The 24,478-nt window shown below is 70.4% G+C and carries 25 protein-coding genes and 1 pseudogene; 7 read left to right on the top strand and 19 right to left on the bottom strand.

From position 1 onward, the window contains the following. Window positions 1-208: 208 nt before the first annotated feature. Complete coding sequence (locus B2W79_RS00945; RefSeq protein WP_071328963.1) at window positions 209-841, top strand: GntR family transcriptional regulator; 633 nt, start codon at window positions 209-211, stop codon at window positions 839-841. On the opposite strand, the gene B2W79_RS00940 is transcribed toward B2W79_RS00945, so the two are convergent. The 6 genes from B2W79_RS00940 to B2W79_RS00915 are packed head-to-tail and all read right to left on the bottom strand — an operon-like array spanning window position 832 to window position 6,784. Next, entirely contained in the window at window positions 832-1,842 is a 1,011-nt protein-coding gene (locus tag B2W79_RS00940; RefSeq protein ID WP_071328964.1) for an alpha/beta hydrolase, read from the bottom strand. The genes B2W79_RS00945 and B2W79_RS00940 overlap by 10 nt on opposite strands. A 35-nt stretch (window positions 1,843-1,877) precedes the next feature. After that, entirely contained in the window at window positions 1,878-2,909 is a 1,032-nt protein-coding gene (locus B2W79_RS00935; protein ID WP_292786055.1) for a hypothetical protein, read from the bottom strand. Window positions 2,910-2,969: 60 nt separating this feature from the next. After that, complete coding sequence (locus B2W79_RS00930) at window positions 2,970-4,343, bottom strand: FAD-dependent oxidoreductase (protein ID WP_071328966.1); 1,374 nt, start codon at window positions 4,341-4,343, stop codon at window positions 2,970-2,972. A 56-nt stretch (window positions 4,344-4,399) separates the two neighbouring features. Beyond that, window positions 4,400-5,461, bottom strand: a complete 1,062-nt coding sequence (locus B2W79_RS00925; protein ID WP_062632900.1) for a polyprenyl synthetase family protein — start codon at window positions 5,459-5,461, stop codon at window positions 4,400-4,402. A gap of 43 nt (window positions 5,462-5,504) precedes the next feature. Further along, window positions 5,505-6,164, bottom strand: coding sequence for a class I SAM-dependent methyltransferase (locus tag B2W79_RS00920; RefSeq protein ID WP_396654707.1), 660 nt, complete (start codon window positions 6,162-6,164; stop codon window positions 5,505-5,507). 56 nt (window positions 6,165-6,220) lie between these two features. Further along, the gene (locus B2W79_RS00915) at window positions 6,221-6,784 is read right to left on the bottom strand and encodes a DUF402 domain-containing protein (protein WP_292786048.1); all 564 of its coding nucleotides are present in this window, start codon (window positions 6,782-6,784) and stop codon (window positions 6,221-6,223) included. 35 nt (window positions 6,785-6,819) lie between these two features. On the opposite strand from B2W79_RS00915, the gene B2W79_RS00910 reads away from it, so the two are divergent. After that, window positions 6,820-8,073 (top strand): isochorismate synthase, encoded by a 1,254-nt coding sequence (locus B2W79_RS00910; protein WP_071328969.1) that lies wholly within the window; start codon window positions 6,820-6,822, stop codon window positions 8,071-8,073. A gap of 12 nt (window positions 8,074-8,085) precedes the next feature. On the opposite strand, the gene B2W79_RS00905 is transcribed toward B2W79_RS00910, so the two are convergent. From B2W79_RS00905 to B2W79_RS00895, 3 genes are read right to left on the bottom strand one after another with little or no spacing between them, the layout of a single operon-like run. Then, complete coding sequence (locus B2W79_RS00905; RefSeq protein ID WP_071328970.1) at window positions 8,086-8,928, bottom strand: polyphosphate kinase 2 family protein; 843 nt, start codon at window positions 8,926-8,928, stop codon at window positions 8,086-8,088. Window positions 8,929-8,944: 16 nt separating this feature from the next. Then, window positions 8,945-10,594: a 2-succinyl-5-enolpyruvyl-6-hydroxy-3-cyclohexene-1-carboxylic-acid synthase gene (menD, locus tag B2W79_RS00900; protein WP_292786172.1), complete on the bottom strand. Its 1,650-nt coding sequence runs from the start codon at window positions 10,592-10,594 to the stop codon at window positions 8,945-8,947. A gap of 14 nt (window positions 10,595-10,608) precedes the next feature. Then, the gene (locus B2W79_RS00895) at window positions 10,609-10,959 is read right to left on the bottom strand and encodes a PLD nuclease N-terminal domain-containing protein (RefSeq protein ID WP_025102432.1); all 351 of its coding nucleotides are present in this window, start codon (window positions 10,957-10,959) and stop codon (window positions 10,609-10,611) included. Between the two features lie 76 nt (window positions 10,960-11,035). Between B2W79_RS00895 and B2W79_RS00890 the strand changes: the two genes are divergently transcribed. From B2W79_RS00890 to B2W79_RS17595, 3 genes and pseudogenes are all read left to right on the top strand, one after another. Further along, on the top strand, window positions 11,036-11,455 hold the full coding sequence (locus B2W79_RS00890; protein WP_071328972.1) for a hypothetical protein: 420 nt from the start codon (window positions 11,036-11,038) through the stop codon (window positions 11,453-11,455). A gap of 64 nt (window positions 11,456-11,519) precedes the next feature. Beyond that, entirely contained in the window at window positions 11,520-12,173 is a 654-nt protein-coding gene (locus tag B2W79_RS00885) for a DsbA family protein (protein WP_292786044.1), read from the top strand. A gap of 49 nt (window positions 12,174-12,222) precedes the next feature. Continuing rightward, window positions 12,223-14,115: pseudogene (locus B2W79_RS17595) on the top strand (bifunctional lysylphosphatidylglycerol flippase/synthetase MprF); the annotation flags it as partial. A gap of 216 nt (window positions 14,116-14,331) precedes the next feature. Here the strand turns inward: B2W79_RS17595 and B2W79_RS00875 are convergent. Continuing rightward, on the bottom strand, window positions 14,332-15,609 hold the full coding sequence (locus tag B2W79_RS00875; RefSeq protein WP_292786042.1) for an MFS transporter: 1,278 nt from the start codon (window positions 15,607-15,609) through the stop codon (window positions 14,332-14,334). A gap of 70 nt (window positions 15,610-15,679) precedes the next feature. Here B2W79_RS00875 and B2W79_RS00870 point away from each other — a divergent pair, with 70 nt between their 5' ends. Further along, a complete protein-coding gene (locus tag B2W79_RS00870) occupies window positions 15,680-16,345 on the top strand; it encodes a TetR/AcrR family transcriptional regulator (RefSeq protein WP_292786040.1) in 666 nt (221 codons plus the stop codon). On the opposite strand, the gene arfB is transcribed toward B2W79_RS00870, so the two are convergent. Next, window positions 16,311-16,751 (bottom strand): alternative ribosome rescue aminoacyl-tRNA hydrolase ArfB, encoded by a 441-nt coding sequence (arfB, locus tag B2W79_RS00865; protein ID WP_071328977.1) that lies wholly within the window; start codon window positions 16,749-16,751, stop codon window positions 16,311-16,313. The two genes, B2W79_RS00870 and arfB, sit on opposite strands and share 35 nt — an antisense overlap. Before the next feature lie 226 nt (window positions 16,752-16,977). Between arfB and B2W79_RS00860 the strand changes: the two genes are divergently transcribed. Further along, complete coding sequence (locus tag B2W79_RS00860; protein ID WP_292786039.1) at window positions 16,978-17,610, top strand: hypothetical protein; 633 nt, start codon at window positions 16,978-16,980, stop codon at window positions 17,608-17,610. A gap of 224 nt (window positions 17,611-17,834) precedes the next feature. On the opposite strand, the gene B2W79_RS00855 is transcribed toward B2W79_RS00860, so the two are convergent. The 8 genes from B2W79_RS00855 to B2W79_RS17620 form a co-directional block, all read right to left on the bottom strand. Then, a complete protein-coding gene (locus B2W79_RS00855; protein ID WP_292786037.1) occupies window positions 17,835-18,047 on the bottom strand; it encodes a hypothetical protein in 213 nt (70 codons plus the stop codon). A gap of 91 nt (window positions 18,048-18,138) precedes the next feature. Then, entirely contained in the window at window positions 18,139-18,522 is a 384-nt protein-coding gene (locus tag B2W79_RS00850; RefSeq protein ID WP_292786035.1) for a hypothetical protein, read from the bottom strand. Between the two features lie 11 nt (window positions 18,523-18,533). Continuing rightward, window positions 18,534-21,350, bottom strand: a complete 2,817-nt coding sequence (locus B2W79_RS00845; protein ID WP_292786033.1) for a phage tail tape measure protein — start codon at window positions 21,348-21,350, stop codon at window positions 18,534-18,536. 414 nt (window positions 21,351-21,764) lie between these two features. Then, entirely contained in the window at window positions 21,765-22,559 is a 795-nt protein-coding gene (locus B2W79_RS00840) for a hypothetical protein (protein WP_292786031.1), read from the bottom strand. Continuing rightward, entirely contained in the window at window positions 22,559-22,744 is a 186-nt protein-coding gene (locus B2W79_RS00835; RefSeq protein WP_292786029.1) for a hypothetical protein, read from the bottom strand. Before B2W79_RS00835 ends, B2W79_RS00840 begins: the two co-directional genes overlap by 1 nt. A 1-nt stretch (window position 22,745) precedes the next feature. Then, on the bottom strand, window positions 22,746-23,105 hold the full coding sequence (locus tag B2W79_RS00830) for a hypothetical protein (RefSeq protein WP_292786027.1): 360 nt from the start codon (window positions 23,103-23,105) through the stop codon (window positions 22,746-22,748). 157 nt (window positions 23,106-23,262) lie between these two features. Next, window positions 23,263-23,574: a hypothetical protein gene (locus B2W79_RS00825; RefSeq protein WP_292786025.1), complete on the bottom strand. Its 312-nt coding sequence runs from the start codon at window positions 23,572-23,574 to the stop codon at window positions 23,263-23,265. 468 nt (window positions 23,575-24,042) lie between these two features. After that, window positions 24,043-24,339 (bottom strand): helix-turn-helix domain-containing protein, encoded by a 297-nt coding sequence (locus tag B2W79_RS17620; protein WP_313391127.1) that lies wholly within the window; start codon window positions 24,337-24,339, stop codon window positions 24,043-24,045. Window positions 24,340-24,478: the final 139 nt, after the last annotated feature.

Below are 24,478 nucleotides of genomic sequence, written 5' to 3'. Positions count from 1 at the left end.
CGCGGGCCCTCGAAGCTCGCGTCGGCCTGGGATCTGCCGACGTCGCACGCCGACCGGTCCCGGGTTCATGACAGGCCTCCCCGCCCGCTGCGCGCCCCCACGCGGATCGGCCCCCCGAGGAGGCAGGACGGCAATCCTGCGACCGCCGCGCCCCTCCCACCCGAGAGTGGACGCCGGTGGCAGACCAAGAACGACCGGGGGCTGGGCCATGGGGCAGATCGAGTCGAAGAGCATCGGAGAGAACAAGCAGCTGCTGGCGGATGAGGTGTTCCACCACATCGGGCGGCTGATCACGGAGGGAGAGTTCGCCGAAGGCGACCGGATCCGGGACGTCGACGTGGCGGACGAGCTCCACGTCTCGCGGACGCCCGTGCGCGAAGCGCTCCAGCGTTTGGAGCGACTGGGACTGGTGACGATGTACCCGAGCCGGTACACGGAGGTGACGACGGTCACGCCTCAGGTGATGGCCGAATCGCTGGAGTTCGCCGGCTACCAGGGCGGCATCACGGCGCGGATGGCGGTGCCGAGACTGAGCGCCGTCCAACGCGAGCGGGCGCTGGAGCTCATCGCGCGGATGCAGGGCTCGCTCACCGACGGCGCGTCCACGGCGCGGGCGCGGTGGGCCGTCTTCGCCTACCTCGCCGACCACAGCGGGAACCGCCAGCACCGGATGCTCATCGATGATGTCGCCGTCGCCGTGACCCGGAACCTGCGCGGGTGGGTGGTGCGTGCCGGCGACCGCGAGCGGATACGACAGGTCTATGCGGATTTCGCCGAGGCGGTGCGCACCGGCGACGGCGATGAGGCGGAGCGTCTCGCACGCGCGATGTACTACGTCTGAGCGGCGCGCCAGCCGACGACCCAGCGGTGCAGGCGGCGGTACGCGTCCTCCCGGGCGTCGTGCCGGGACAGGAACACGTCGTGCAGGGCGCCGTCGATCCGTTCGACGGTGACCGTGGCACCCAGCCGCAGGGCCGCGCGGGCGATGTCGTCGACGACGAGGACGGAGTCGGCGGAGGTCAGCTCCTCCGACCACCGGGTCGGCGCCACGAACCGCTTCGACAGCAGGACGCAGACCGGCGCCGCGATGTCCAGACCGGCGGCGACGGCCTTGTGCCCGGTGAGGATCGCATTGAGCCACCCGGCGTAGACGGCCATCGTCTGCACCGGGCGCCACGTGGTGTTGACCTCCATCGGATCGTCCGGGTCGGCCACCTCCTGCTGCGCCCGCGTGTAGTAGCCGAGATCGACCTGCGGCGCGACGTCGAGCGGCCGGATCCGCGCCTGGAACTCCACCATCGGGGCGATCGCGGCCCGCACGGGAGCGAACTGGAACTCGAGCCACGGACTGTTCAGGATGAGGGCGTCGGCCGCACCGGGATGCCGCGACGCCCACAGGCTCAGCGTCAGCCCGCCGGTCGAGTGTCCGAGCAGGATCAGGCGTCGCCCGCTCTCCTCGCCATCCTCGCCGCGCCCCATCGCGTCCAGTGCCGCGGCGATGTCCTCGTCGTAGGTGGACAGGTCGGTGATGTAACCGGGGGTCTGACCCTCGCGTAGGCTGCGCCCGTACTTGCGCAGGTCGAGGGCGAAGAAGCGGGCGCCACGAGCGGTCCAGAATCGGGCCAACCGCTTCTGGAAGAAGTAGTCCGACCACCCGTGGATGTAGAGCACGTCCACGCCCTCGAGCAACGGGCGTCGGCGCCGAGCGCGCTCCCACCACGGAACCGGAGTCGGCAGCGCCCGCACGAGAGTGGCCACCACCGGGCCCTGCTCGTCGCTGCCGAGGTCGAGGGTGAGCTGGGCGAACTCATCGCCGAGAACATCCGGGACCCACTCGGCCATGCGTCCTCCCCTCGCGCCCAGGCTAGCCCACGACGTCACTCACCGCCGGGACGGGCGACGGCGAAGTCGTCCGCGATGGTGGCCGCGATCGGCGCGAGGTCGGCGATCCCCGACCCGTCGAAGGTCGTGAGACGCAGCCAGTCCGCACCCACGCGAAGATCGAGCACCGGACGGCGGAGTTCGTCGACGCCGGTGCGGGCGGCATCCGCGCCCTCGATCGCGATCTCCTCTCCGTCCTTGAGCTCGTCGAACGCCCACGCGCCACCGGGCAGCGCGGTGAGCATCATGTACCCCTGCGCGGCGTACTCGTCGTCCCCGGAGGCGTAGTAGCAGATCCGCGCACCGTTGCGCTCCTGGTAGACCTCGGCCGGGATGGACCACCCGCCGAACGCGTCGATCACGTGCACCTCGGCGTCGACCTGCTCTGCGAGCTCCGTCGCGGTGAGGAATCGCGTGCAGTCCACGCCCTCGACCGCGCTCTCCGGCACATCCACCTGCCGCAGCGACGCCACGGCTGCGGCGCCGAGTCCGCGCAGGGCCTCCTCGAGCGTCGCCGTGTCGTCCGGCCCCTTCTCCGGGTCTACGACGGTCGCCGAGACCAGGACGTCGCCGTCGACCAGCTGGAAGAAGCAGTATCCGCCGCTCTCGCAGCGGGACTCCTCACCGTAGTATCCACCGCGGGACTCCGCGCCGGTGATCGTCTCCTCGGCACCGGGGAGGATCGTGACCTCCCAGTTGTGCTCCGCCGTCCCCGCCGAGCAGGCGATGCCGCCCGCCCGCTGGAACATGTGCTGCGCGGGACCGGGATACCAGCTCGGCGACGACCACACCCCCAGCACCTCCGCCACCTCACCCTCGACCTCGCCGGCGGAGCCCGACATCGCTTCGGCGACATCGGCGCAGTCCACGTCGAAGGCCGGAGTGGGCGCTTCCGCCGACGCGGGAGTAGGCGCGACCGTGGCGGCGGCCGTCGGAGTGCCGGTGGGCTTCACCTCGGGCTCGGGCGCACAGCCGGACAGGAGGAGCACGGCCACGGCGCCGAGGGCCAGAAGTGCACGAGGTCGCATGGCCTCAGCCTAGGGCTGCGCGGACCCGGAGCCGGGAAGCGCTCCCGGCACCGGGACGACTCACTCGCCGCGGGAGACGCGCACCATCTCGTCGCGCGGGACGACCTTCACACGCGCCCGCTCCTGCGGGGCGCCGAGGCCGATCTCGTGCTCGTCGAGGCGGTGCCAGCCGTCCAGATCGGTCCAGGCGACGCCGCGCTCGGCGAGCAGCGCCGGGATGGCCTCCTCGGACGGGTCTTCCGGGTGCCACCACGAGCCCTGGTCGTTGATGAGGTGACGGACGGTCTCCATGGCGTCGGACTTCGTGTGGCCGATGAGGCCGACCGGGCCGCGCTTGATCCAGCCGGTCGCGTACACGCCGGGGACGCGGTCGTTCGAGTCCTTCGCGAGCACCTGGCCCTCGTGGTTGGGGATGACGCCGTGCTTCTTGTCGAAGGGGACGCCGGGCAGCGGCGAGCCGAAGTAGCCGATCGCGCGATACAGCGCCTGCACGGGTACCTCGCGCAGCTCCCCGGTGCCGACCGCACCACCCTGGCCGTCCGGCTGGGTGCGCTCGTACACGAGAGCCGCGACACGGCCGTTCTCGTCGGTGCGGACCTCGACCGGCCGCGCCCAGAAGTGCAGGTGCAGACGACGCGAGGCCGTGCCGCCGGCGTTGTTGACGGAGTCGCGCTTGCGCCACGACTGCAGGATGCGGTCGATGACCATGACCTGCTTGTTGCTCGCGACCGCGTCCTTCGAGGCCTCGTCGTAGTCGAAGTCCTCGTCGTAGACGACCATGTCGACGTCGCGCAGCTCCCCCAGCTCGCGGAGCTCCAGCGGCGTGAACTTCACCTGGGCCGGGCCCCGGCGGCCGAACACGTGCACGTCCGTGACGGCGCTCGCCTTGAGTCCCTCGTACACGTTCTCCGGGACCTCGGTGACGAGAAGGTCCTCCGCATGCTTCGCGAGCATGCGGGAGACGTCGAGGGCGACGTTGCCGTTGCCGAGGACCGCCACCGATGCGGCGTCCAGCGGCCACTCACGCGGCACGTCGGGGTGGCCATCGAACCAGCTCACGTAGTCGGCGGCGCCGTAGGAGCCCACCGCGTCGATGCCGGGGATGTCCAGCGACGTGTCGCGGATCGCTCCGGTGGCGAAGATGACCGCGTTGTAGTGCTTCTTGAGGTCGTCGAGCGTGATGTCCTCACCGAAGCGGACGTTGCCGAAGAGGCGGATGTCGCCGCGGTCGAGCACATCGCGCAGCGCGGTGATGATGCCCTTGATGCGCGGGTGATCAGGGGCGACGCCGTACCGGACGAGTCCGTACGGGGCGGGGAGCTGCTCGAACAGGTCGATGGAGACGTCGAACTTGCGCTCGGCCTTCAGCAGGATGTCCGCGGCGTAGATGCCCGCGGGGCCGGCGCCGACGATGGCCAGTCTCAGCTTGGTCATGGAGGTCCTTTCGTGTGCCGTCGCGGCAGTCACCCGGGCCCAGGGCCCGTGCGGTGTCAGCTGGAGCGCTCGGCGAGGGTCTCGGCGAATCGGGTGAGCGCTTCGCGCACGGTGCCGCGCGGCAGGGCCGTGAGGGCGTCGATCGCCTCCTGCGTCCACGCGTGCGCGAGCTCGAGGGTCTTCTGGGTGACGGCGTGGTCACGGAGTTCGTCCAGCGGTCCGTCGAGGATCGCGGGGTCGGCACCGTCGGCGATGAGGGCCACGCCGTCGTCGATGCGGGCAGCGAGATCGGCCGCCGCCGCATCCCCCTCCGCCTTGAGCAGGAGGTAGGGCATGGTCGGGACGCCCGCGCGCAGGTCGGTGCCGGGGACCTTGCCGGTCTCCTCGGGCTTGGCCGACAGGTCGATCACGTCGTCGAGGAGCTGGAAGGCGACGCCGATCTTCTCGCCGTAGACGCGCAGCGGCTCCTCGTACTCCGCGGGGGCGTTCGAGAAGATCACGCCGCCCTGGGTGGCCGCCGCGATCAGCGAACCGGTCTTGTCCGCGAGCACCTGGATGTAGAACGCGATCGGGTCGTCATCCGGCTGCGGACCGAGGGTCTCGTGCATCTGCCCGAGGACGAGGCGCTCGAACGTGTCGGCCTGGAGCCGGATGGCGCGCTCGCCGAGCCGCGACATCAGCTGGCTGGCGCGCGAGAAGAGGATGTCGCCGGTGAGGATGGCGATGTTGTTGCCCCACACCGTCTGCGCTGCGGGGACACCGCGGCGGCGGTCGGCTCCGTCCATGACGTCGTCGTGGTAGAGCGAGCCGAGGTGCGTGATCTCCAGCGCCTTCGCGACGTCGATCACCTCTCGGGTGTTGCCGTCGCCGAGCTGGGCCGCGAGCAGCGTGAGGACGGGGCGGATGCGCTTGCCGCCGGCCTCGTACAGATAGCGGCTGGCGGCGTCGGCGAGGGGATCGGCGACGCGCACGTCGTCCGCGAGCCCGGTCTCGACCAGCTCCAGTCCGTCCTCGATCGTGCGGGCGATGCGACGCGCGGCGGGACCGACGAAGACGCGATCGCTGAAGCCGAGACGGCTCGCGAGTCGCGAACCCGGGGCGCTGGGGCTCGAAGTCACGCTCCCAGCCTACCTGCGTCGGGTGCCGCCGTTCGCGCCGTGCTCACGCGGGCTTGCGCGCCCGGTGCAGGGCCACGATGCCGAAGGTGAGGTTGCGGTAGGCGACGTCCTGCCAGCCGGCCTCCCTGATCCATTCGGACAGCCGCTTCTGGTCCGGCCAGTCGCGGATCGACTCGTTCAGATAGTCGTAGGCGTCGCCGTTGGTGCCGGCGACGCGGGCCACGCGCGGGAGCACCTGCGCGTTGTAGAACCGGTAGGCCCCGCGGAAGAGCTTCCCCGGCGGGGTGGAGAACTCGTTGATGACGAGGCGGCCGCCCGGCTTGGTCACCCGGTAGAGCTCGCGCAGCGCCTTCTTCGGGTCGTTCACGTTGCGCAGCGCGTACGACATCGTCACCGCGTCGAACTCGTCGTCCGCGAACGGCAGGGCGGTGGCGTCCGCCTGCACGAAGGAGAGGTTGCGCATCGCGCCGTGGCGGCGCCGGCCCTCGGCGAGCATGCCGGGCGAGAAGTCCGCCGCGACGACCTGCGCCCCGCTGCGGGCGAGGGAGGCGGAGGAGGATGCCGTTCCCGCGCCGAGATCGAGGATGCGCTCCCCCGGCTTCGGGGCGACGGCGCGGGTGGTCGCGGCCCGCCACAACGCGTCGTTGCCGAAGGTCATCGCGGTGTTCGTGCGGTCGTATCCGGCGGCGACCTGGTCGAACATGCCGCTGACGCGGGCGGGGTCCTTGCCGAGATCGGCGCGGTTCTTGTCGTTCGCGGTCACGCGTCCAGTCTAGGCGCGAGCTCCAGCGCTTCGAGCCGGTCCAGCCAGGGATCGGCCGTGGCGTCGTCGAACGGCGCCGTGCGTTCCCTGACCCGCGTCTCGAGGTCGAGCGCCAGCTCCTCCAGATGGCGCATGACGGCGGCCGGGTAGCCGTAGCGGGCGCTGTGCTCCACCCATTCGTCACGGTCGTCCACCCAGGTGCCGCGCTCGCCCTCCACGCGGACGACGTCGAGGTCCATGTCGATCCCGGTCGCGAGCAGCGGGTCCTCCGACCACCGCACGTCCCACCCGAGGTCGATGTAGATGCGCATCCCGCGGGGATGCCGGCGATTGACGGTGAGCGCGAAGTCGGCGCTCGGCGGGACGAGGGTGACGTTCGGCGTGGCGGCGTGGAACTCGGCTCCCGGGCGGGCGCTGTGCCATCCGGCGGGCTGCCCCACCCAGTCGCCCCAGCGATCGGCGCCAAGGTACACGCACTCGTGGCGCCAGTGCGGCGACCCGTCCCACTTGCGCCACTGGAAGATCATCTCGGCACCGGCTGCGGGTCGCGCATCGCTCATCCGCCCACCCTACGGCCGCGGAATATGCTGGAGTTGTGCACCACACCCCCCTGATCGTGGAGACCCGAGAGATCGACCCGGTCGAAGACCTCCTCTCCTATGCGGACCCCGCCCGCCCCCTCGCGTGGTTCCGCCGCGGCGACGGGATCGTGGCGGTGGGCGAGCCGTTCGCCGAGCTCCGCCCGTCGGCCGAGGAGGGGCGCACCCGCGCCGAGACCCTCGCGGCGCTCTGGGAGAGCCTCGCGGCGGCGGCCGAGGTCTCCGACCCGCTGCGACTCCCGGGAACCGGACTCGTCGCGTTCGGGGCCTTCACCTTCGACGAGGACTCGCACGCCGACAGCGTGCTCACGATCCCCTCGCGGATCCGCGGCCGCCACGGCGACCGCTTCTGGGAGACCCGTATCCGCCGGTCCGACGACGAGCGCGCGCCGGGTGACGTCGAGCCGGCGGAGTACGGACCGCACTGGGCGGGCACCATCGGCCCCGGAGCGCAGAGCCCGCAGGGCTACCAGGACGCGGTGCGCGGAGCGCTGGGCCGCATCGCGGACGGCGAGCTCAGCAAGGTCGTCCTCGCCCGCGACCTCCAGGGCACCATCCCCGCCAGCTCCGACCTGCGACGCCTCGTCCGTGCGCTGGCCACCGGGTACCCGGACACCTGGGTCTTCGCCGTGGACGGGCTGATCGGCGCGAGCCCGGAGACCCTCGTCACGGTGCAGGACCGCACGGTGACCGCGCGCGTGCTCGCCGGGACGATCGGACGCGGGGCCGACGCCGACGCCGACACCACGGCCTCCGCGCACCTCGCCTCCAGCACCAAGGACCTCGACGAGCACCAGTACGCCGTGCAGAGCGTGCTCGCCTCCCTCCGCCCGTACACCAGGGCCCTGGCGGCGAGCGAGCAGCCCTTCCTCCTCAAGCTGCCGAACCTCTTCCACCTCGCGACCGATGTGGAGGGCGAGCTGGAGAACGGTCGGTCGGCCCTCGATCTGGTGCGCGCACTCCACCCGACCGCCGCCGTCGCCGGCACCCCGACACCGACGGCCATCACCGCCATCCGGGAACTCGAACCGTTCGACCGCGGGCGCTACGCCGGACCGGTCGGCTGGGTCGACGCGGACGGCAACGGCGAGTGGGCCATCGCGCTGCGGTGCGCGCAGTTCACGACGACGGACGACGCGATCGCGGTCACCGCCTACGCCGGGGCCGGAATCGTCGCCGGATCAGATCCCGAGAGTGAACTCCTCGAGACGCGGGTGAAGTTCCGCCCGCTCGTCGACGCGCTGGCCTGAGTCCCCGCGCGGTCAGCTCGCGGCGAGGCGCTTCTTCTCGGCCTCGACGTCGAAGTCGGCCACCGGCCACTGCGGATCGATGTCCTCGAGGGCGGCGAGCAGCAGCTCCTGCACGGCCAGCCGGGCATACCACTTCGCATTCGCGGGCACGACGTACCAGGGGGCGGCCTCCGTGGACGTACGGTCGAAGACGGTCTGATACGCCTCCATGTACTCGGGCCACAGCATCCGCTCGTCGACGTCGCCGGGGTTGTACTTCCAGTGCTTGTCGGGGCGTTCCAGGCGTTCCATCAGCCGCGCCTTCTGCTCCTCCGGGGAGATGTGCAGCATGACCTTGACGATGCGGACGCCGGAGGCCGCGACGCGCTCCTCGAACGCGTTGATCGCGTCATAGCGCCGCTCGATCTCCGCGGGATCGGCGAGGTGCCGCACCCGTCCGATGAGCACGTCCTCGTAGTGCGAGCGGTCGAAGACTCCGATGAACCCGGGCTCCGGAACCCGCTTCTCGACGCGCCACAGGAAGTCGTGCCGGCGCTCCTCCTCCGTCGGCGCCTTGAATGCGGCGAGTGCGACGCCCTGGGGATCGACGCCCCCGACGACATGGCGGACGATGCCGCCCTTGCCCGCCGAGTCCATCGCCTGCAGGACGAGCAGCACCGCATCCTGGGCGGCGCCCACCCGGCTCTGGGCGAACAGCCGCTCCTGCAGGGTGTTCAGCTGTTCGAGACCGGCCTCCAGGTCGGCCGTGCCGCGGGACTTGCCGTGGTCGTAGCCGGGCTTGCTGTCGGGATCGACGTCGGCGAGGCGGAAGCCGGGTCGCACCCGCAGGTTCTGCGTCCAGGTGTGCGCGTTCATACGCACATGATGCCAGTCACCGCGGCAGCGGCACCTCGATGATCTGGCGGCCGCCGCGCGGCGTCGTCAGCGCCTGATCGAGAGCGGTGCGCGTGGTGACCCGCTGATACTCCCAGCCGTAGGCGAGCGCGAGGTGCTCCAGACGCACCCCGTGCGGGGTGTAGAACACGCGATCGAGGTGTGCGGCAGGCGCGGTGCCCGCCACCTCGAGGCCGTCGAAGATCGTCCCGCCTCCGTCGTTGCCGACGATGACCTGGAGGCGCGGCTCCGTCTCGTCGTCCGGGAACAGCATCGCCCCCACGTCGTGGAGGAACGCGAGGTCGCCGAGCAGCACGCGGGTCACGCCGGGGGCGCCGGCGGCCTGGCTCGCGACGGCGATGCCCGTGGCGGTGGCGATCGTGCCGTCGATCCCGGCCAGTCCGCGGTTGGCGTGCACCGGGACCTTCTTGCCGCCGAGCACCTCGTCGGCGACGCGCACCAGGCGCGACGATCCGAAGACGAGACGGTCGTGCGGCCAGGTGGCCCGCCACACCGCATCCACGAGGCGCTCGCGGTCGAGCGGGCGCCGCACGGCGTCGAGTTCCGCGCGCACGGCGTCGCGGCGGGCAGCGAAGTCGGTAGAGGAGAGCCCTTCGGTGTCGGGGGCGTTCTCGCTGAGATCCACGGCCTCGTCGGCGGCGGCCCGCATCCAGGCGCCGAGCCACCCCCGGTCGGTCTCCCCCGGCGTGACCGTGACGGCCGAGACGGCGCGGGTGCGGTGGTTGAGGTTCAGCTCCTCGCCGCCCTTGCGGACCGCGATCACCTCCACGTCCGCGCGGGACAGCAGGCGCGCGGCCTCGCGGCTGAGCGTGGGGTGCCCGAGCACGACCACCCGCTCGATACGTCCGCCGAGGTCGTCGCGGGACAGCAGCCGACGATACCCGTGGACCACCTGGCGTCCGAACCGCGCGCCGCTGACGATCTCCGCGATGAGCGGCCACCCGCCGGCATGGGCGATCTCCTCCGCCGCGGCGCCCGCATCGGCGCCCGCGAGGACCACGGTGCGCGGGCCGCGCTCCAGCGCGAACGCCTCCGGCTCCGGAAGCCGCGGGGCCTCGCCCGGCGACAGCGTGCGCGCCGGCATCGCCCCCGACAGCGGCTCGCGGGACGGCAAGTTCAGGTGCACGGGGCCGGCGACGCCAGGAAGCCCGGACTCGGATTCCGCCGCCCCGAGCGCGAGGGCGACCACGCGCGCGGCGAGGCCGTCCCACTCGCCGTCTCCGGGAACGGGCGCGTCGATCTGCGCCCGGACCCAGGGGTGGAACAGACCCTCCTGGAGGGTCGCCTGGTTCGCACCGACCCCCCGCAGCTCGGGAGGCCGATCCGCGGTGAGCAGCAGCAGCGGCACCCCGGAGTGGAACGCCTCCATCGTCGCCGGGAGGAGGTTCGCGACGGCCGTGCCACTGGTGCACACGACCGCGACGGGGACCCTCGTCTCCCTGGCGATGCCCAGGGCGGTGAACCCGGCGACCCGCTCGTCGATCCGCACGTGCACGCGGAGCGCGCCGTCGTCGGCGAAGGTCGCCGCGGCGAGCGCGAGCGCCTGCGAGCGTGACCCCGGGGACAGCACGACGTCACGGACGCCGTGGGCCACCAGATCGGCGAACAGGGAGGCCGCGGCCTCCATCGCCGGAGACGACGTCACGGGCGCGGGTCCGCGGCGGGCGGCTCGTCGGTCTCCTCGTCGAGCCGCGCGAGCTCCTCCTCGAGGCGACGGATGCGGGCGTCCTGCTCCGCCTTGCTGATGCTGCGGAGGAACGCGGGGTCGTCGTCGGGAGCGACGGTGCGCGGCACGCCCTGGTCGTTCGCCCGTCGGCGGCCGATGACGAACCAGAGGATGCCGCCGATGACGGGGATGAGGACGACGATGGCGACCCAGGCGGCCTTGGGCACGCCCCGGTGCCGCGTCGCCGGCTGCACGGCGCAGTCGACGATGCTGTACACCCAGAACACGGCGGCGAGGAAGCCGCCGACGATCAGTAGTCTCGCCACCCCTCCAGTCTAGGCATGTCGAGGCCGGACGGGCCTCGGGGGACGGCAAGGGCCCCGTTGTTAGACTGCGCAGGACATGCCGCCCCTCGCCCCCGTCCCGACGCCGCGAGCGCGCGCCGAGCGGATCCTGCGCAGCCGGATCATGATCGCCGTCGGCCTCGCGCTCCTCCTCGTCGTCGGCGCCTGGTCGGCCTCCCACGGGTCGGCGGATGCGCACGCGACCCTGTGCCTCGCCCCGGGCGTCTCGCAGCCGGTCGACACCTCGGCGGAGGGACCGATCGCGGAGACCGCACCGGCGGATCCGGCCGCGGCGGCGGCGTGCGCCGCGGCTGCCCTCTGCTGCGTCGCCCTCGTCCTCCTCTTCCGGCAGCTGCGCACCCGCAGCGGCCTGCGGTTCCGCGGTCTCCTTCCGCGGACGACCGCACGGTTCCGTGCCGGTCCCCGTCCGTTCCTGCCCGCGGTCTCGCTCATCCAACTCTCCATCTCCCGCACCTGATCCGACGCCGGCTCCGGCCGCCTCCGCGGCACCCCTTGTCGTATCCCCCGTGTTTGGAGACCCCATGAAGACCCCCGTCAAGGCGACCCTGATCGCCGTCGCCGTCGCCGCCGTGCTGCTGGTTGCCGGCATCGTCTACGCCCTCAGCCAGCAGCCCGCGCAGCCCGATCCCGAGGCCGGCGAGAAACTGCCCACCGTCCGCACCGACTCCCACGTGCTCGACGAGGGCGGCCCCGACGCCGTCACCGTCGTCGAGTTCCTCGACTTCGAGTGCGAGGCCTGCGGCGCCTTCTATCCGATCGTGGAGGAGCTGCGCGCCACCTACGAGGGCGACATCCGCTACGTGACCCGGTACTTCCCCCTGCCCGGGCATGTGAACTCGACGCAGGCCGCTCTCGCCGCCGAGGCCGCCGCGCAGCAGGGCCGCTACGAGGACATGTTCCACCGGCTGTTCGAGACGCAGGCGCAGTGGGGCGAGCAGTCGACGGAGACGCCGGAGGTGTTCCGCGCGTTCGCCGAGGAGCTCGGGCTCGACCTGGCCGCGTACGACGCCGCGGTCGCCGATCCGGCGACCCTCGCCCGCGTGCAGCAGGACAAGCGCGACGGCGAGCGGCTGGGCGTGAGCAGCACCCCGACCTTCTTCGTCGACGGCGAGAAGGTCGAGATCGTCGAGTGGAACGACCTGGAGGAGGCGATCGCGAAGGCCATCGCCGAATGATGCGGTCGGTGGGGTCGCCGTGCGGCGGCCCCACCTCTACGCTGAGCGCATGACCTCGGAGCGCCCCTCGTCGGCCCGCCTCCTGTTCGGGGCCCTGCGGACCACGCCGGCGACGCTGACGATGATCGGTCTCGTGCTGCTCACCGGCGTGATCTGGCAGGGGCTGTGGCGGCCGTTCGAAGACTCGGCCCTCTTCCCCGCCGTCGCCTACGGGCTGCCGAGCCTGGCCGAGGGCAAGTGGTGGACGCCGGTCACGGGGACGTTCTTCGTCAACGAACCCTGGGTGTACATCTTCACCATCGCCGGGTTCTGGGGGATGGGCTTCCTGGAGCACCGTCGCGGCACCCGGGTCGCCGTCGCCTACTTCGCGGTCGGACAGCTCTTCGCCGTCTTCGCCACCGCCCTGTTCCTGCTGCTGGTGTCGCAGCTGCCGTGGGCGTGGGCGCAGACCCAGGCACAGGCCCTCGACGTCGGGGCGTCCGGCGGGACCATGGCCTGCATCGCCGCCGCCGTCGGCCTGTTCCGGCCGCCCTGGCGGGTGCGCGCGTGGCTGGTCCTCCTCGGATTCGTGTTCGTCGCGATGATGTTCTGGGGAAAGCTGGCCGACCTCGAGCACCTGTTCGCGGTGCTGCTCATCCTCTTCGTCGACCGGAGCCTGCGCGTACGGCGCACGACCGTCCGGGAGCAGCGGCTGATCGCCGTGATGGCTGTGCTCACGCTCGTGGCCATCGAGATCATCACGGTCCTCGTACCGACCGACGGTCCGTTCGGCCCGACGGAACCGGCATCCGGCGGGTTCATCGACACGGCGATCGACGTCGCGGTGATCCTGTTCATCGCGAACGGCCTGCGGCGCGGTCGCCGGTGGGCCTGGGTGGTGGCCATCGTCCTCGGCCCGCTCAACGTGCTGGCCGCCACGCTCGTGCTCGTCCTCATCATCCTCACGAGTGAGGCGCAGCTGGAGACGGTGATCGATGCGGAGACCGAGCTGACGCTCGCCACGGGCGTGCTCTGGGCACTGGTGCTCGTCTACCTCATCACGGTGCGCCGGGCCTTCCGCGCTCGCCGCTCGACCGGACTCGGCCGGCAGCCCGCCCCGACGACGGACGAGCTCCGCCGCGAACTGCGGGCGCACGGCGGCGGCACCCTCTCCTGGATGACGACGTGGGAGGGGAACGGCTATGCCCGCGTGGACGGCGGGATCGTCGCGTACCAGCGCCGCAACGGCGTCGCGCTGGCGCTCGCCGACCCGATCGGCCCGGCGGAGTCCCGCGCGACGGCGGTGCGCGACTTCATCCGCGCGGCCGAGGACGCCGGCCTCGTGCCGTGCTTCTTCAGTGCGGACGAGGCGACGAGAGCGGCGGTCCCGGAGACGTGGCGCAGCCTCGTGGTGGCCGATGACACGATCGTCGACCTCCCCGGTCTCACCTTCACCGGCAAGCGCTGGCAGCCGGTGCGCACCTCCCTCAACCGGGCGGGGCGGGAGCAGATGACCTTCCGACTCACCCATCTGGCCGCGGAGACCTGGGGCCTGCGGCAGCAGCTCCGCGGGATCTCGGAGGCGTGGGTCGGCGACAAGGATCTCCCGGAGATGCGGTTCACGCTGGGGACTCTGGAGGAGGCGGAGGACCCGGAGGTGCGACTCGCCCTCGCGATCGCTCCGAACGGCGACGTCGACGGCTTCCTGTCCTGGTTGCCCGTGTACGGGGAGGGCGGGGTGGTGCGCGGCTGGACCCTCGACCTCATGCGGCGCCGCGAGGGCGGCTTCGGACCGGTGATGGAGTATCTGATCGGCGCCTCCGCCCAGCAGTTCTCGGAGGAAGGCGCCGAGATCATGTCGCTCTCCGGTGCTCCCCTCGCGCACGACTACCCGCCGGACGCGGGGGTGATCGCCGCGTTGAGCGAGCGCCTGGCCGACGCACTCGAGCCCGTCTACGGCTTCCGCTCGCTGCACCGGTTCAAGGAGAAGTTCCACCCCCGCTACGAGACCATGTACCTCCTCTTCCGCGACGAGAGCGACCTCACCCGCATCGGCGGCGCCCTCACCCGGGCCTTCCTCCCCGATGCCACGCTGCGGCAGTTCGCGGGGGCGGAGTGGAGCTCGTCCGCGGCGAGCGCTGACCTCCGCGGACCCTCGCCGCCGTTCGGGCCCCTCGGCTCAGACCCGCGCCTCGGCCACTCCGACGGCGTCCTGCACCTCCGGCACGGGGCGTTTCGCGGTGTTCGCGATGTGGGCCCGCGCGACGACCAGCGCGGCGACGACCATGATCCCGACGCCCAGCCAGTACGGCGCGGCATGGCTGACCGCGGTGTACAGAGCGGCCGCGATCAACGGCGCGATCGTGCCCATCGCGGCGTTGAGGGACTGCGTGGCGCCTCCGAGCCAGCCCTGCTCGTCGTCGCCGACGGCGTTGGACATCGCGCCGTCCATCGCCGCCTGAGCGGCGCCCTGACCGGCGGCGAGCAGGAGCGCGCCGACGATGAAGAGCCACGGCTGGGCGAGCAGCGAGGCCACGACCGCGAGACCGGCGAGACCGATCGCCTGCGCGGTGATGGCGCTGACGATCACGCCGCGCTCGCCCATCCGCGGTAGCAGGATGCCGAGCAGCACGCCCTGGATGAGGATGTCGATGATGCCGACCCCCGCCGTGAGCAGGCCGATCTGCGCCGGTCCCCACTGGATGGCGTCGAGGGCGAGCACGCTGAAGTTGTTCACGAAGAATCCGAACGGCAGCGCGAGCAGTGCGAACGCGATCATCAGTCCGCGGAGCTCGGGCCGACCGAACGCGGTACGGAACACGCCTAACGGCTGGACGTCGTGGAGAGCGATCCGGGCGATGCGGTTCTCCGGGCGCAGGCTCTCCGGCAGCAGGAAGATGCTGAGGACCGCGATCGTGAGACCGACCGCCGCGGTGAGGAACACGGGCAGACGCAGATCGATCGCGGCGAGCAGACCGCCGATGGCGGGACCGATCATGGTGCCGATGCCGGTCAGTGCGCCGAGGAGGCCGAAGCGCTGCGCGCGCTTCTCGGGCGGCGTGATGTCGGCCAGGTAGGCGAACAGGGCGGGAAGGTCCCCGGCCGTCAGCCCCTGGATGACACGGGCGAGCACGAGCACCCAGATCGCCCCGCCCACGCCGAACAGCGCCATCGAGAAGGCCGCGCCGAACGCCGCGACGATGATGACGGGTCGTCGTCCGAACCGATCGGAGAGGCGGCCGAGGAGCGGTGCGGCGAGGAAGGCGCACAGCCCGTTGACCGCTTCCAGCACGCCGACCCAGAGAGCGAGGTCGTGTTCGTGCGCGACGTACTGCAGCACGACGAACGGCAGGACGGGGAGGACGACGGTCATGCCGATGACCGTGAGCATCGTCAGGACGACGAGCATGACCCAGGCGCGGCCGGCGCCGCGAACGGGAAGATGAGGTGAAGTCATATCAAAAGTGTAGCGATACCAGTTTTGGTGTCAATACACTTTCTGGTCGAGTGCACGATAAGGTGGCCGCATGACGACGCCCCCGCCCCCGGGTCGCCGCGAGCGCAAGAAGGCCGCGACCCGCAAGAACATCTCCGACGTGGCCACCCGGATGTTCCTGGAGCGCGGATTCGACAACGTGAGCATCCGCGAGGTCGCCGACGCCGCCGACGTCTCCCCCACCACCGTGTTCGCCCACTTCCCGCAGAAGGAGGCTCTCGTCTTCGACGAGGACGACGAGCAGCGCGATCGCCTCGTCTCGGCGGTGCGCGACCGGCCGACCGGCGTGACGATCAATCGGGCCATCCACGACTTCTACGCGGCCGAGGTCGGCGCCAACCTCGACGAGCACGGCGACGACGTGGCCCGCGTCTTCCTGCGCTTCCTCAACGAGACGCCGGCGCTCCGCGACTACGCGTCGAAGATGTGGCTGCGCCATGAGGATGCGCTCGCCGCGGCCATCGCCGACGAGCTCGGCATCCCCAGCCCCACCCCCGAGGTCCGGGTGTACGCACGATTCGTCCTGCAGATGCAGATCCTCGTCACCGAGAGCGACGACCAGCAGGAGGTGCTCGACGCCGGCTCCGCGCTCCTCGAACACGGCTGGGCCCCGATCGAGGAGCAGCTCACCGGCTCGCGGAGCGCACAGACGGGTCCGGACGTCAGTCCTCGCGGGGGCGCCGCCGCAGGCTCTTGACGTCGGTGCGGCGGTGCTTCGCCGTCAGCCGCCGCTCCTTCGATCCCCGACTCGGCTTCGTCGCCCGTCGGGCCGGCGCCGGCGGACGTATCGCCTCCGCGACGAGCGCGGCGAGCCGTTCCCTGGCCGCCTCCCGATTGCGCAGCTGCGCACGGTGCTCGGAGGCGGCGACCGTCAGCACGCCGTCGACCAGTCGTCCGCGGAGCCGCTCCAGGATCCGGCCGCGCTGCGTCGGGGACAGGGCCGCGGAGTTAGCCGCATCCCACACCAGCTCGACCCGGGAGTCGGTGGTGTTCACGCCCTGACCGCCGGGCCCCGACGATCGGGAGAACCGCCAGGACAGCTCGGCCTCCGGGATCGTCAGACCCGCGGAGACCCGGAGTCCGGGGCGAGGGGCGGAAGGCATGCCTCCATCATCGGGGATGAGCGGCCGCGCAGAGGGACCGAGTGGACGCGACGGCGGGAGTCGAACCCTACGCGCACCCCTGAGATGACGCGTGCCCCGTTTAGGTGCCGCAGAATCACGCGGGTTCTTGTTCATCAGGATCAGCTTGAATCGGCTTCAATCACGACTCCTGTTGTCACGGTGTTGTCACCGCGGGATCGTTTCGGTGCGGTGCGACGATGCAGGCATGGGGACGGATGGCGAGAAGACGTGGCTAACGTACGCGGAGGCCGCAAAGCGGGTGAATTCCAATCACCGGACGGTGCGGATGTGGGCACAGCAGGGGATGCCGGTCGAGTGGGCCGTCGACGAGGGAGGCCAACGACACCGGGTCGTAGAGCTTGAGGTGCTGCTCAAGTGGTGGCGGGAGAAGATGCACAACTCGCCGGCGCACTTCTACCGGATGCGAAAGCGGATGGCCGAAGAGGGCGTGGTCCTCGAGATGCCTGAGCACATCAAGTCGGCTCTCGCGGGGGGGAAGCGGCCAGGGACCCATCAGGGCACCCGGGTACCCGGAGCGCCTGAGAGGCCGGGAGATGAGCGCACAGAACCGGAGACGGCCGCTCCTGAGCCGAAGGTCGACCCGCTTGCGGACATGCCGCGCCTGAAAGGCTCGGACGAGTACTGGGTCCTCACCGACCGGCTCCGCACAACCGTCCCGCGCTGCGCGGGGATGCCGGAGTACACAGCCGACGGCATCAGCGCCGAGGACCGCGAACGCCTCGCCGGGATCTGCGCCGGCTGTCCGCTGCTCGCCGAGTGCCGGGCGTTCGCGATCGCGTCGAAGCCGACAGGCGGGTTTTGGCCGGTAGAGGTCTGACCAGCCCTTCACCCGCATCTCACCCACGTCTCACCCCGCTTCGGGGGCGTCTCGCATCACTGCGTAGCCCCGCCAGGGCGGCGGAATCGCGCGGCGGATAGCCTCCCTCGCGCGCGCGACCCCCCTGGAATCCGCGCGAGAGGCGCGGGGGGAGAGGATCACCTCTCCCGTGGTGGTCCCCTCTCGCCTCTGGAGCCTGGATTTTCTGAGGGGGTGCGGTGCGGTCACCGCTTCTCGAGCGCTTGGATGCGGAGGTCGAGGGTGGCGATGATCCTCGCCTGGGCTTCGGTGATCGCGAGGAGCGTGTCCACGATGTCGGACATGTTCGCCGACTCGGGGTCGTCGTGCCATTGGATGCCGAGCGCTTGTACCTGATCGGATGAGGCGAGGAGCCACCGGTTCGCCGAGTCCGGCAGATTCGGGTCGTTCAGTTCCATGCGTTCGACGCTATTCGGTATCTGCCCAGTACGGCAGATGCCCCCGCGTCCGGAGAGTCAGGACGCGGGGGCATGAGAGCGCGGCGTGCACTCAGGTCGTGGAGCCGCCGTGGGCCCAGGCGGCGACGAGGCTGAGCAGCACTCGTTCCCGTTCCTCGGCCGGTAGGCCCGACCAGGTGTCCACCAGCGCCTCAGTCGTCGCATGATCCCGGTTGGCGGATGTGGACACCAGGCGGCCGGCGAGGAGCTCGGCGTCGGGGGACGATTGCGTGGGCAACAATCGGTAGAAGTTGCTCCCGTCGAGGACGCCTGCCGCGGCGGCTCCCGCGAGGAGCTCGAGGACGCACCGCTCGACGTACCCTGCTCGGGAGGCGTTGCGGCGGATCCACGCCTGCAGGCTGGGCTGGTCTTCGACCTTGCGCAGGCGATCAAACTCACGCCACGCCTGGGTCGGGATCCTCTCGACTCTCGTCACCGTCGGCCTCCTTACGAGCGCGGCATCGCGGCGAGGAGCTGCGCGAGCTTGTCGCGCGCCTCCCGACCGACCGCCGTCGGATCGTAAGAGTACAGCGGGCCGTTGAAGTTGGCGGTCACTGTCGGCGCGACCGGAGCCACACCAGCGGGGCTGACCACGCCGCCGGCGGCCATGCCCTCCATGTTCGGCATGCGCCGGAACGCCTCGAGAAGCAGGCCGATCGAGCGGGGCGAACCGTCGAGCGGGATGTACGCCTCCGGCACATCGGAGCGATCACCCACGACCCGCCAGGTGCTCGCCGGCACCATCTGCGCGCGGCGTGCCATCGGCGTCAGCGTGCGCCCCCGGAGCCCGCCCGCCGCCATCATCTCGACGATGGCGCCGTCGTGTTGCGGGGCGACCGTGATCGACCCCATCCGGATAGAGCCACCATCGGCCGCGACCTTGACGCGGATGACCCGGTTGTTGCCCTGCTGGATGAAGTAGTCCAGCGCATCCTGTGCCGGCTTCGTGTTCGCGTAGATCACCGAGCTCCCGTCGGGAAGGGTGATGATCTTCCCGCCGAGACGCTCGACCTTCCCGCGCTCCGAGTCTGCGTTCGAGGTGAACTTGGTCGACGCTTCCTCCGGCGTCTGCAACACCGTGTCGATGAGCGCCTGAGCCTGCTCCTGCGTGAGCCCCATCGTCGTGAGCTGGTTCATCAGCGCGTCACGGGTCGAGTTGTACCGGCCTCGGAGGTTGTCCTGCGACTCGCCGGCCGCGATGGCCGCGTCGTACTCCGCGCGCAGAGCCTCGGCCGAGGCGTCGAGCTGAGTCCTCAGCTCGCCCGTCGCCCGGACCGTGCCGTCCTGCGCGACTGTGAAGTCGTTCAGCATGTCTCGGCCCTTGGTTGCCGACTCGCCCACCTTCTCGACGGCTTCCGCGGTGCGCAGGGCTGCGTCGTTGACGTACCCGAGCGCGATTTGACCATCCGCGAAACCGTTGAACTGGTCCCGCATCTGCTCGAGCTTGACGACCGCGTCGTCCGTGCTGGACTCGAATCCGCGCATGCCGTCGGCGAGATCGTCGAGCTCCTTCGGTCGGCCCTCGGCGCCGTTGAAGAAGTCCACGATGCCAGCGACGCCGTCCACGACCTCGGCCAGCGGACCGGACACGAACGACCCGAACGCCTCCGTGGCGGTGACCCCGAAGTCGATGGCGCTGTTCACGAGGTCGGAGAAGAACTGCAGCAGCGGTCCCCGGTTCTGAGACACCCAATCGGCGAAATCGCCGAGCGGCTCCGAAAACGCGCCCGCGAGCGCGCCCTTGATGCCGTCGACGGCGACCTCGATGTTCCGCTGCGCCTGCTCGATCTTCGATGCGTCGTTCCCGGCGAGGGTGTCGAACATCTGCTGAGCAGCACCCGTGACGGTGCCGAGCTCGGCGACCGCCGACGAGAGGTCCATCGCGAACAGAGCGTCGCCGAGATCCTCCGCCTGGTTGCCGAACAGGGCGATCGCGGCGTTGTTCCGCTCGACGCCGGGCTCCATGTCGCGAAGCGCGGTCAGCACCTGCTCCAGACCCTCCCGTGCGCCCTCGCCGCCGAGCGCGATCTTCGCCGTCATGTCCTCCGCATCGAGTCCGAGAGCCCGGAACCCCTGCGCCGAGAGTTCCGAGGCGTCCGTCGCCCGGATCTGGAACTCCTTCAGGGCGTCCGCCGCGAGGTCGCTGTTCCGCGCCCCCGCCTGTAGTCCCTGGTTGATGAGACCGAGCGCTTCCGGCCCGGAAAGGCCGAGCCGCTGGAACAGGGCCGGGTACTCGGTGAACGTGTCGAGGAGGTCCTCGGCCCGGTCGACTCCATTGCGCGCGCCGGCAGCGAGGACATCGAACGCCTCCTGCGCCGAACTGGCGACACCGCTACTGAGCATGCTCGACACAGCCGCGGCGACAGGCTGCACGTCCTGACCGAGTACATCGGCGATGCCCGCGAGGCTCTGCACGACGAGCTGCGCGTCCCGAGTCGTCGCCGCCGGGTCGATGATCCGGAACTGCAGGGCGAGCCGGGTCGCGTCCATGTTCGACTCGACGGACTCGCCGAAGTTGTTCGCGTAGGCTTCGCCGGCGGCGCGCCCCAGCCGGAGGGCGGTCGCCTCGTCGACGCCGGTGAGGGCCTGCAGACGGTCGTACCCGACCTCGATCTGCAGGCCATCGTTCAGGCCACTGATGAGAGCCTTGCCGATGGCGACACCAGCGAGGACGATACCTCCTGCCACCGGGATCGCGGACAGAGCCTTGATGAGCGTCTCCTCGACGCCGTCACCGACAGCCTGCCCGACCTTCTCGCCAGCACCCCGCGTCGCGGAATCGAGAGATCCGACGAACCCCTTGCCCGCGTCGTCGCCGGCGGACTGCGCCTTGGCGGGGAGCTTCTTCAGCTCCGCCTCCGCCTCGGACGTGTCGGCGTCGACCTCCATCGTCGCGCGCGCGGCCTTCAGGCCGTCGAGATTCCGCTTCACCTTGGACAGCGACGCCTCAGCACGGGCGATGTCAGCCTTCACGTCCATCGTCGTCTCGACGGATCGGAGGTAGTCGAGCCGCTTCTGGACCCGGTCGAGGGACTTCTCGCCGCGCTCGATGTTCGCGTCGACCGTCAGCAGCGTGTCCTTTGACACGAGCTTCTTCGCCGCCGCCTCGACCCGGTCCATGCTCTCGAGTGCGGGCTTGCCGTTCGCGTCGAGCTTGATGGGGTTCTTCTCGACACGCTGCCCGGTGTCCTTGATGAGCTTGTCGGCCTTGACGATCTGGTCCACGTTGGCTGTGAACAGTGCCTCGATCTCAGCCGCGCGCATCGCAGGTCACCTCCAGCGAGTTGAGCAGCCGAATCTGGGTCACGAGAAGGGGAGAGACCCGAACGGCGGCATCCGCGTCATTCCGGGCCACAACAGGGTCTGCGGAACCGCCAGGGGTGGTAAAAAAAGCGCGTTCCGAGCCCGGGGAGAGAGGACGGCTCCCCCGGGCTGTCGTCCGCCCCCGACCGTGTTCCTGGATTTTTCGGGGGGTGGGGTGTTCATGCGTTGCGATCATCGGGTGTGTCCTGTCCATGCGCAGCGAGTATGAGTGTGGGGGCCAGCCCCGCCCAGCGCTGGCCCCCAGGGGTGCTCGGTCGACCGTGTTGACACACAGCCCCGAACCTCGTGCTCGCAGGCCCCAAGCCGGAGAAGGAAGAACCGGCGGGCGGGCAGCGGGCACGAGAGTCATGGTCGTTAGAGGTCGCCGAGGTCCCTCGCGAGAGCCGCCTCGCGGGAACGTAGCTTCTCGTCGACCTCGGTCGGCGTGTTGAGGTGAAGTCCGCCGGCCGCGACCGCGAACCAGTCGATTGCTCCGCCGATGCGGTTGTCGACGTAGTAGGTCCCGTCGGTGTGCCAGTTGTTCCCGGCTGCGAACGCTACCGACATGTCGACGGCGGATCCGACGCGAGCGCCGATGAGCGCCTGCCGCTCGAGATCGTCGAGGGTGGGGCTGACCGCGAACGTCTTCGACAGGACCTGCCGGAACTTCGCGATCGGCCGGACCGCCGACCAAGCAGCTTTGGACTCACGCCAGGTAGCAGATGCAGTCTCGTCTGCCATGTCGATCACGTCGTCGGAGGTCATCGACATCGCGAACCCGTAGGTCTGCGCACCGCGGACGATGGGCTCGACGATGCGGTCGAACTCGGGCTGCAGTTGCGTGACCATCTCATCGAGGTGCGGTGCGATCTCGGTACGCAGCTCGACGAGGATCTGCTGTTGCACCTCGGCGACCCCGCTCTCGAGCCCCCGAGTGCTGCCGCTGTACCCCTGGTGGGTCGCGATCGATCTCTCGGTGATGTAGTCGCGGAGCTGCTTATCCGTCATCCCGAACACTGGGCGCGAGGCGGTGGTCTTCTCTCGCTCAGAGACATCGAGGAGGTGGCGTGCCTTCGAGACCGCCTCAGGCAGTTCGAGTCCGACCAGGCTCGCGTGAGCCTCGAACTCGGCGAGACCGACCAGCGTGATGGGGCTATCGAGGTCGAGCATCAGGCGGCCTCCTCGATCTTCTCGATCATGCCGAGCGCGATCATGCGCTGAATCCAGTCTTCGTGCGCGTTCGCCGGGACGGGCGCGCCGACCCGCTTCAGGTAGACGTCTCCGCTCTGGGTATCCGCGACGAGCATCTGAACGGTGGTTCGGTACTCCGGGCGACCGAGCATGTAGTGCGCCATGTCAGCACCCCTTCCCGGGGAAGCGGTCTTCGCCATCGTCGGCGGGCGCATCCCAGCCCGCCAGTGCAGCGAGCTGCCGGTCGTTCATCGTGGCCGCGCGCGGCGCCGGCCGGGGGGCTGCGGCGACCGGCGCGCTGTACGTGGGCTCGGGGTCGCTTCCCCACGCGGCGGCATAGAGCGCGTCCTCGGCGCTCTGCTGCGACGTGCTGGCCGGCTGAGCACTGCGTGCGCGCACAGCGACGCTGAGGTGCTTCCGCGGCTGGGGCTGCTGGTCGCGGGCCGTGAAGCCGGCGGCGGCGGCGCGGGCCAGGAAGTCGGGGGCTGAGCTTGCGTCCCCGGTGTTGCCGAATGGGCTGAACATGGATCTCTCCTAGGTGGTATGCGTCACGCGGGGCCGCGGGCCCGCTGCGTGTTCCCCACCCGGGGGAGTTCTGACGTGAGTGTGGGACACCTCCGGCGATCACCATGTCCGTCGCGGCGAGAGTACCACCCGGCCGCGACGGACTGGTGAATATCAGTCATGGTGCCGCGAGATACGGGCGCTCAGCGAGAAGCTGCCGGAGCTCGCTCTCGAGGAGTTCGAAGTCCAACAAGCCATCCTCCCGAGTCACTTTGTCGAGACCGATGTGCTCGTCGAACTCCTTGACGTTGACGAGCCACCCGAGGAGGAACCGGTCAAGCCACGCTCGCGAATTCGCCTTCTCGACCGCGAGACGCCGACGGTAGTTCGCGGCCTGCCCGCGAACGCGTTCCAGCTTGCACGCGGGGCACTCACAGCCCGCCGGGTGGGATCCGTCGATGCGGACCGGGGGTGGAAACGAGCCGCTCACGACGCACCTCCCGACACCGTGTCGGCGAATCGACCTACCGGCAACGGATGCCGGTTGCTCGCGCGCGTCGTATGGCTGGGCTGGGCGGCGGCCACGACGAGAGCACCTGCAGGACCGTCGGCCGGCCGGCGGAAGCGACCGTGCTGGCACCGATCCATCATCAGCCTGCTATCGCGAGCACGCTGGGTCGTGAGCCGATAGCTCGCGACCGCCTCGGGGTCTCTCCCCCCTCCGCCCCCCGCTGGGGGGAACGACCATCGCAAGCGATGGCCGCCTCCATGAATCCCTCCGGGGGCGATGAGAATCGAGCACAGTGAGCGGAGCGAACGGAGTGCGCCCGGAAGGGCGCGCAACGCCACGGTAGAGCGTGTGACGCGAGTAGTTACTACCTTCGTGGCAACACAGTTACCCATAACGCTGACCGCTCTACGGGCGCGATAGTTGCCCGTAACTGTCCGGAGATACGGGTTACACAGTTGCCCGTAAGTAGGACGGGAGAGTGATCCGATATCGAGCAGACCGGCGCGGGCCGCCCTTGTCGACGATCTCGACGATGCGCTTCTCGACGAGCACGCCGATCGACTTTCGCACGCCCAGTCGGGACATCCTGAGATCCGCAGCAAGACGCTCCTGCGACGGCCAGCACTCGCCCGTGGCATCAGAGCGATCGGCGAGCGCGAGGAGCACCAGTGCTTGACCGGGAGTGAGTTCGTACCGAGTGATCGCTCCGCTTCGTAGGATCTGTCGGATGGATGTGCGGGCCACACGCTACACACCTCCTTCGCGGTCCCGGAATGCCTCGTCTACGGTCACACGCCGCCGAATGACGCGCTCCGGGGCCGTCGCGGCTTCCAGTAGCCGAAGCCCGATGCGTCGAGCCTCAGAGCGCGTCATCGGCTCTGAC

The sequence above is a fragment of the Microbacterium sp. UBA7513 genome (assembly GCF_002478345.1).
Classification (GTDB): domain Bacteria; phylum Actinomycetota; class Actinomycetes; order Actinomycetales; family Microbacteriaceae; genus Microbacterium.
Note: the sequence above shows the minus strand (reverse complement) of the source record. Positions and strands in the feature narration are given on the sequence as shown.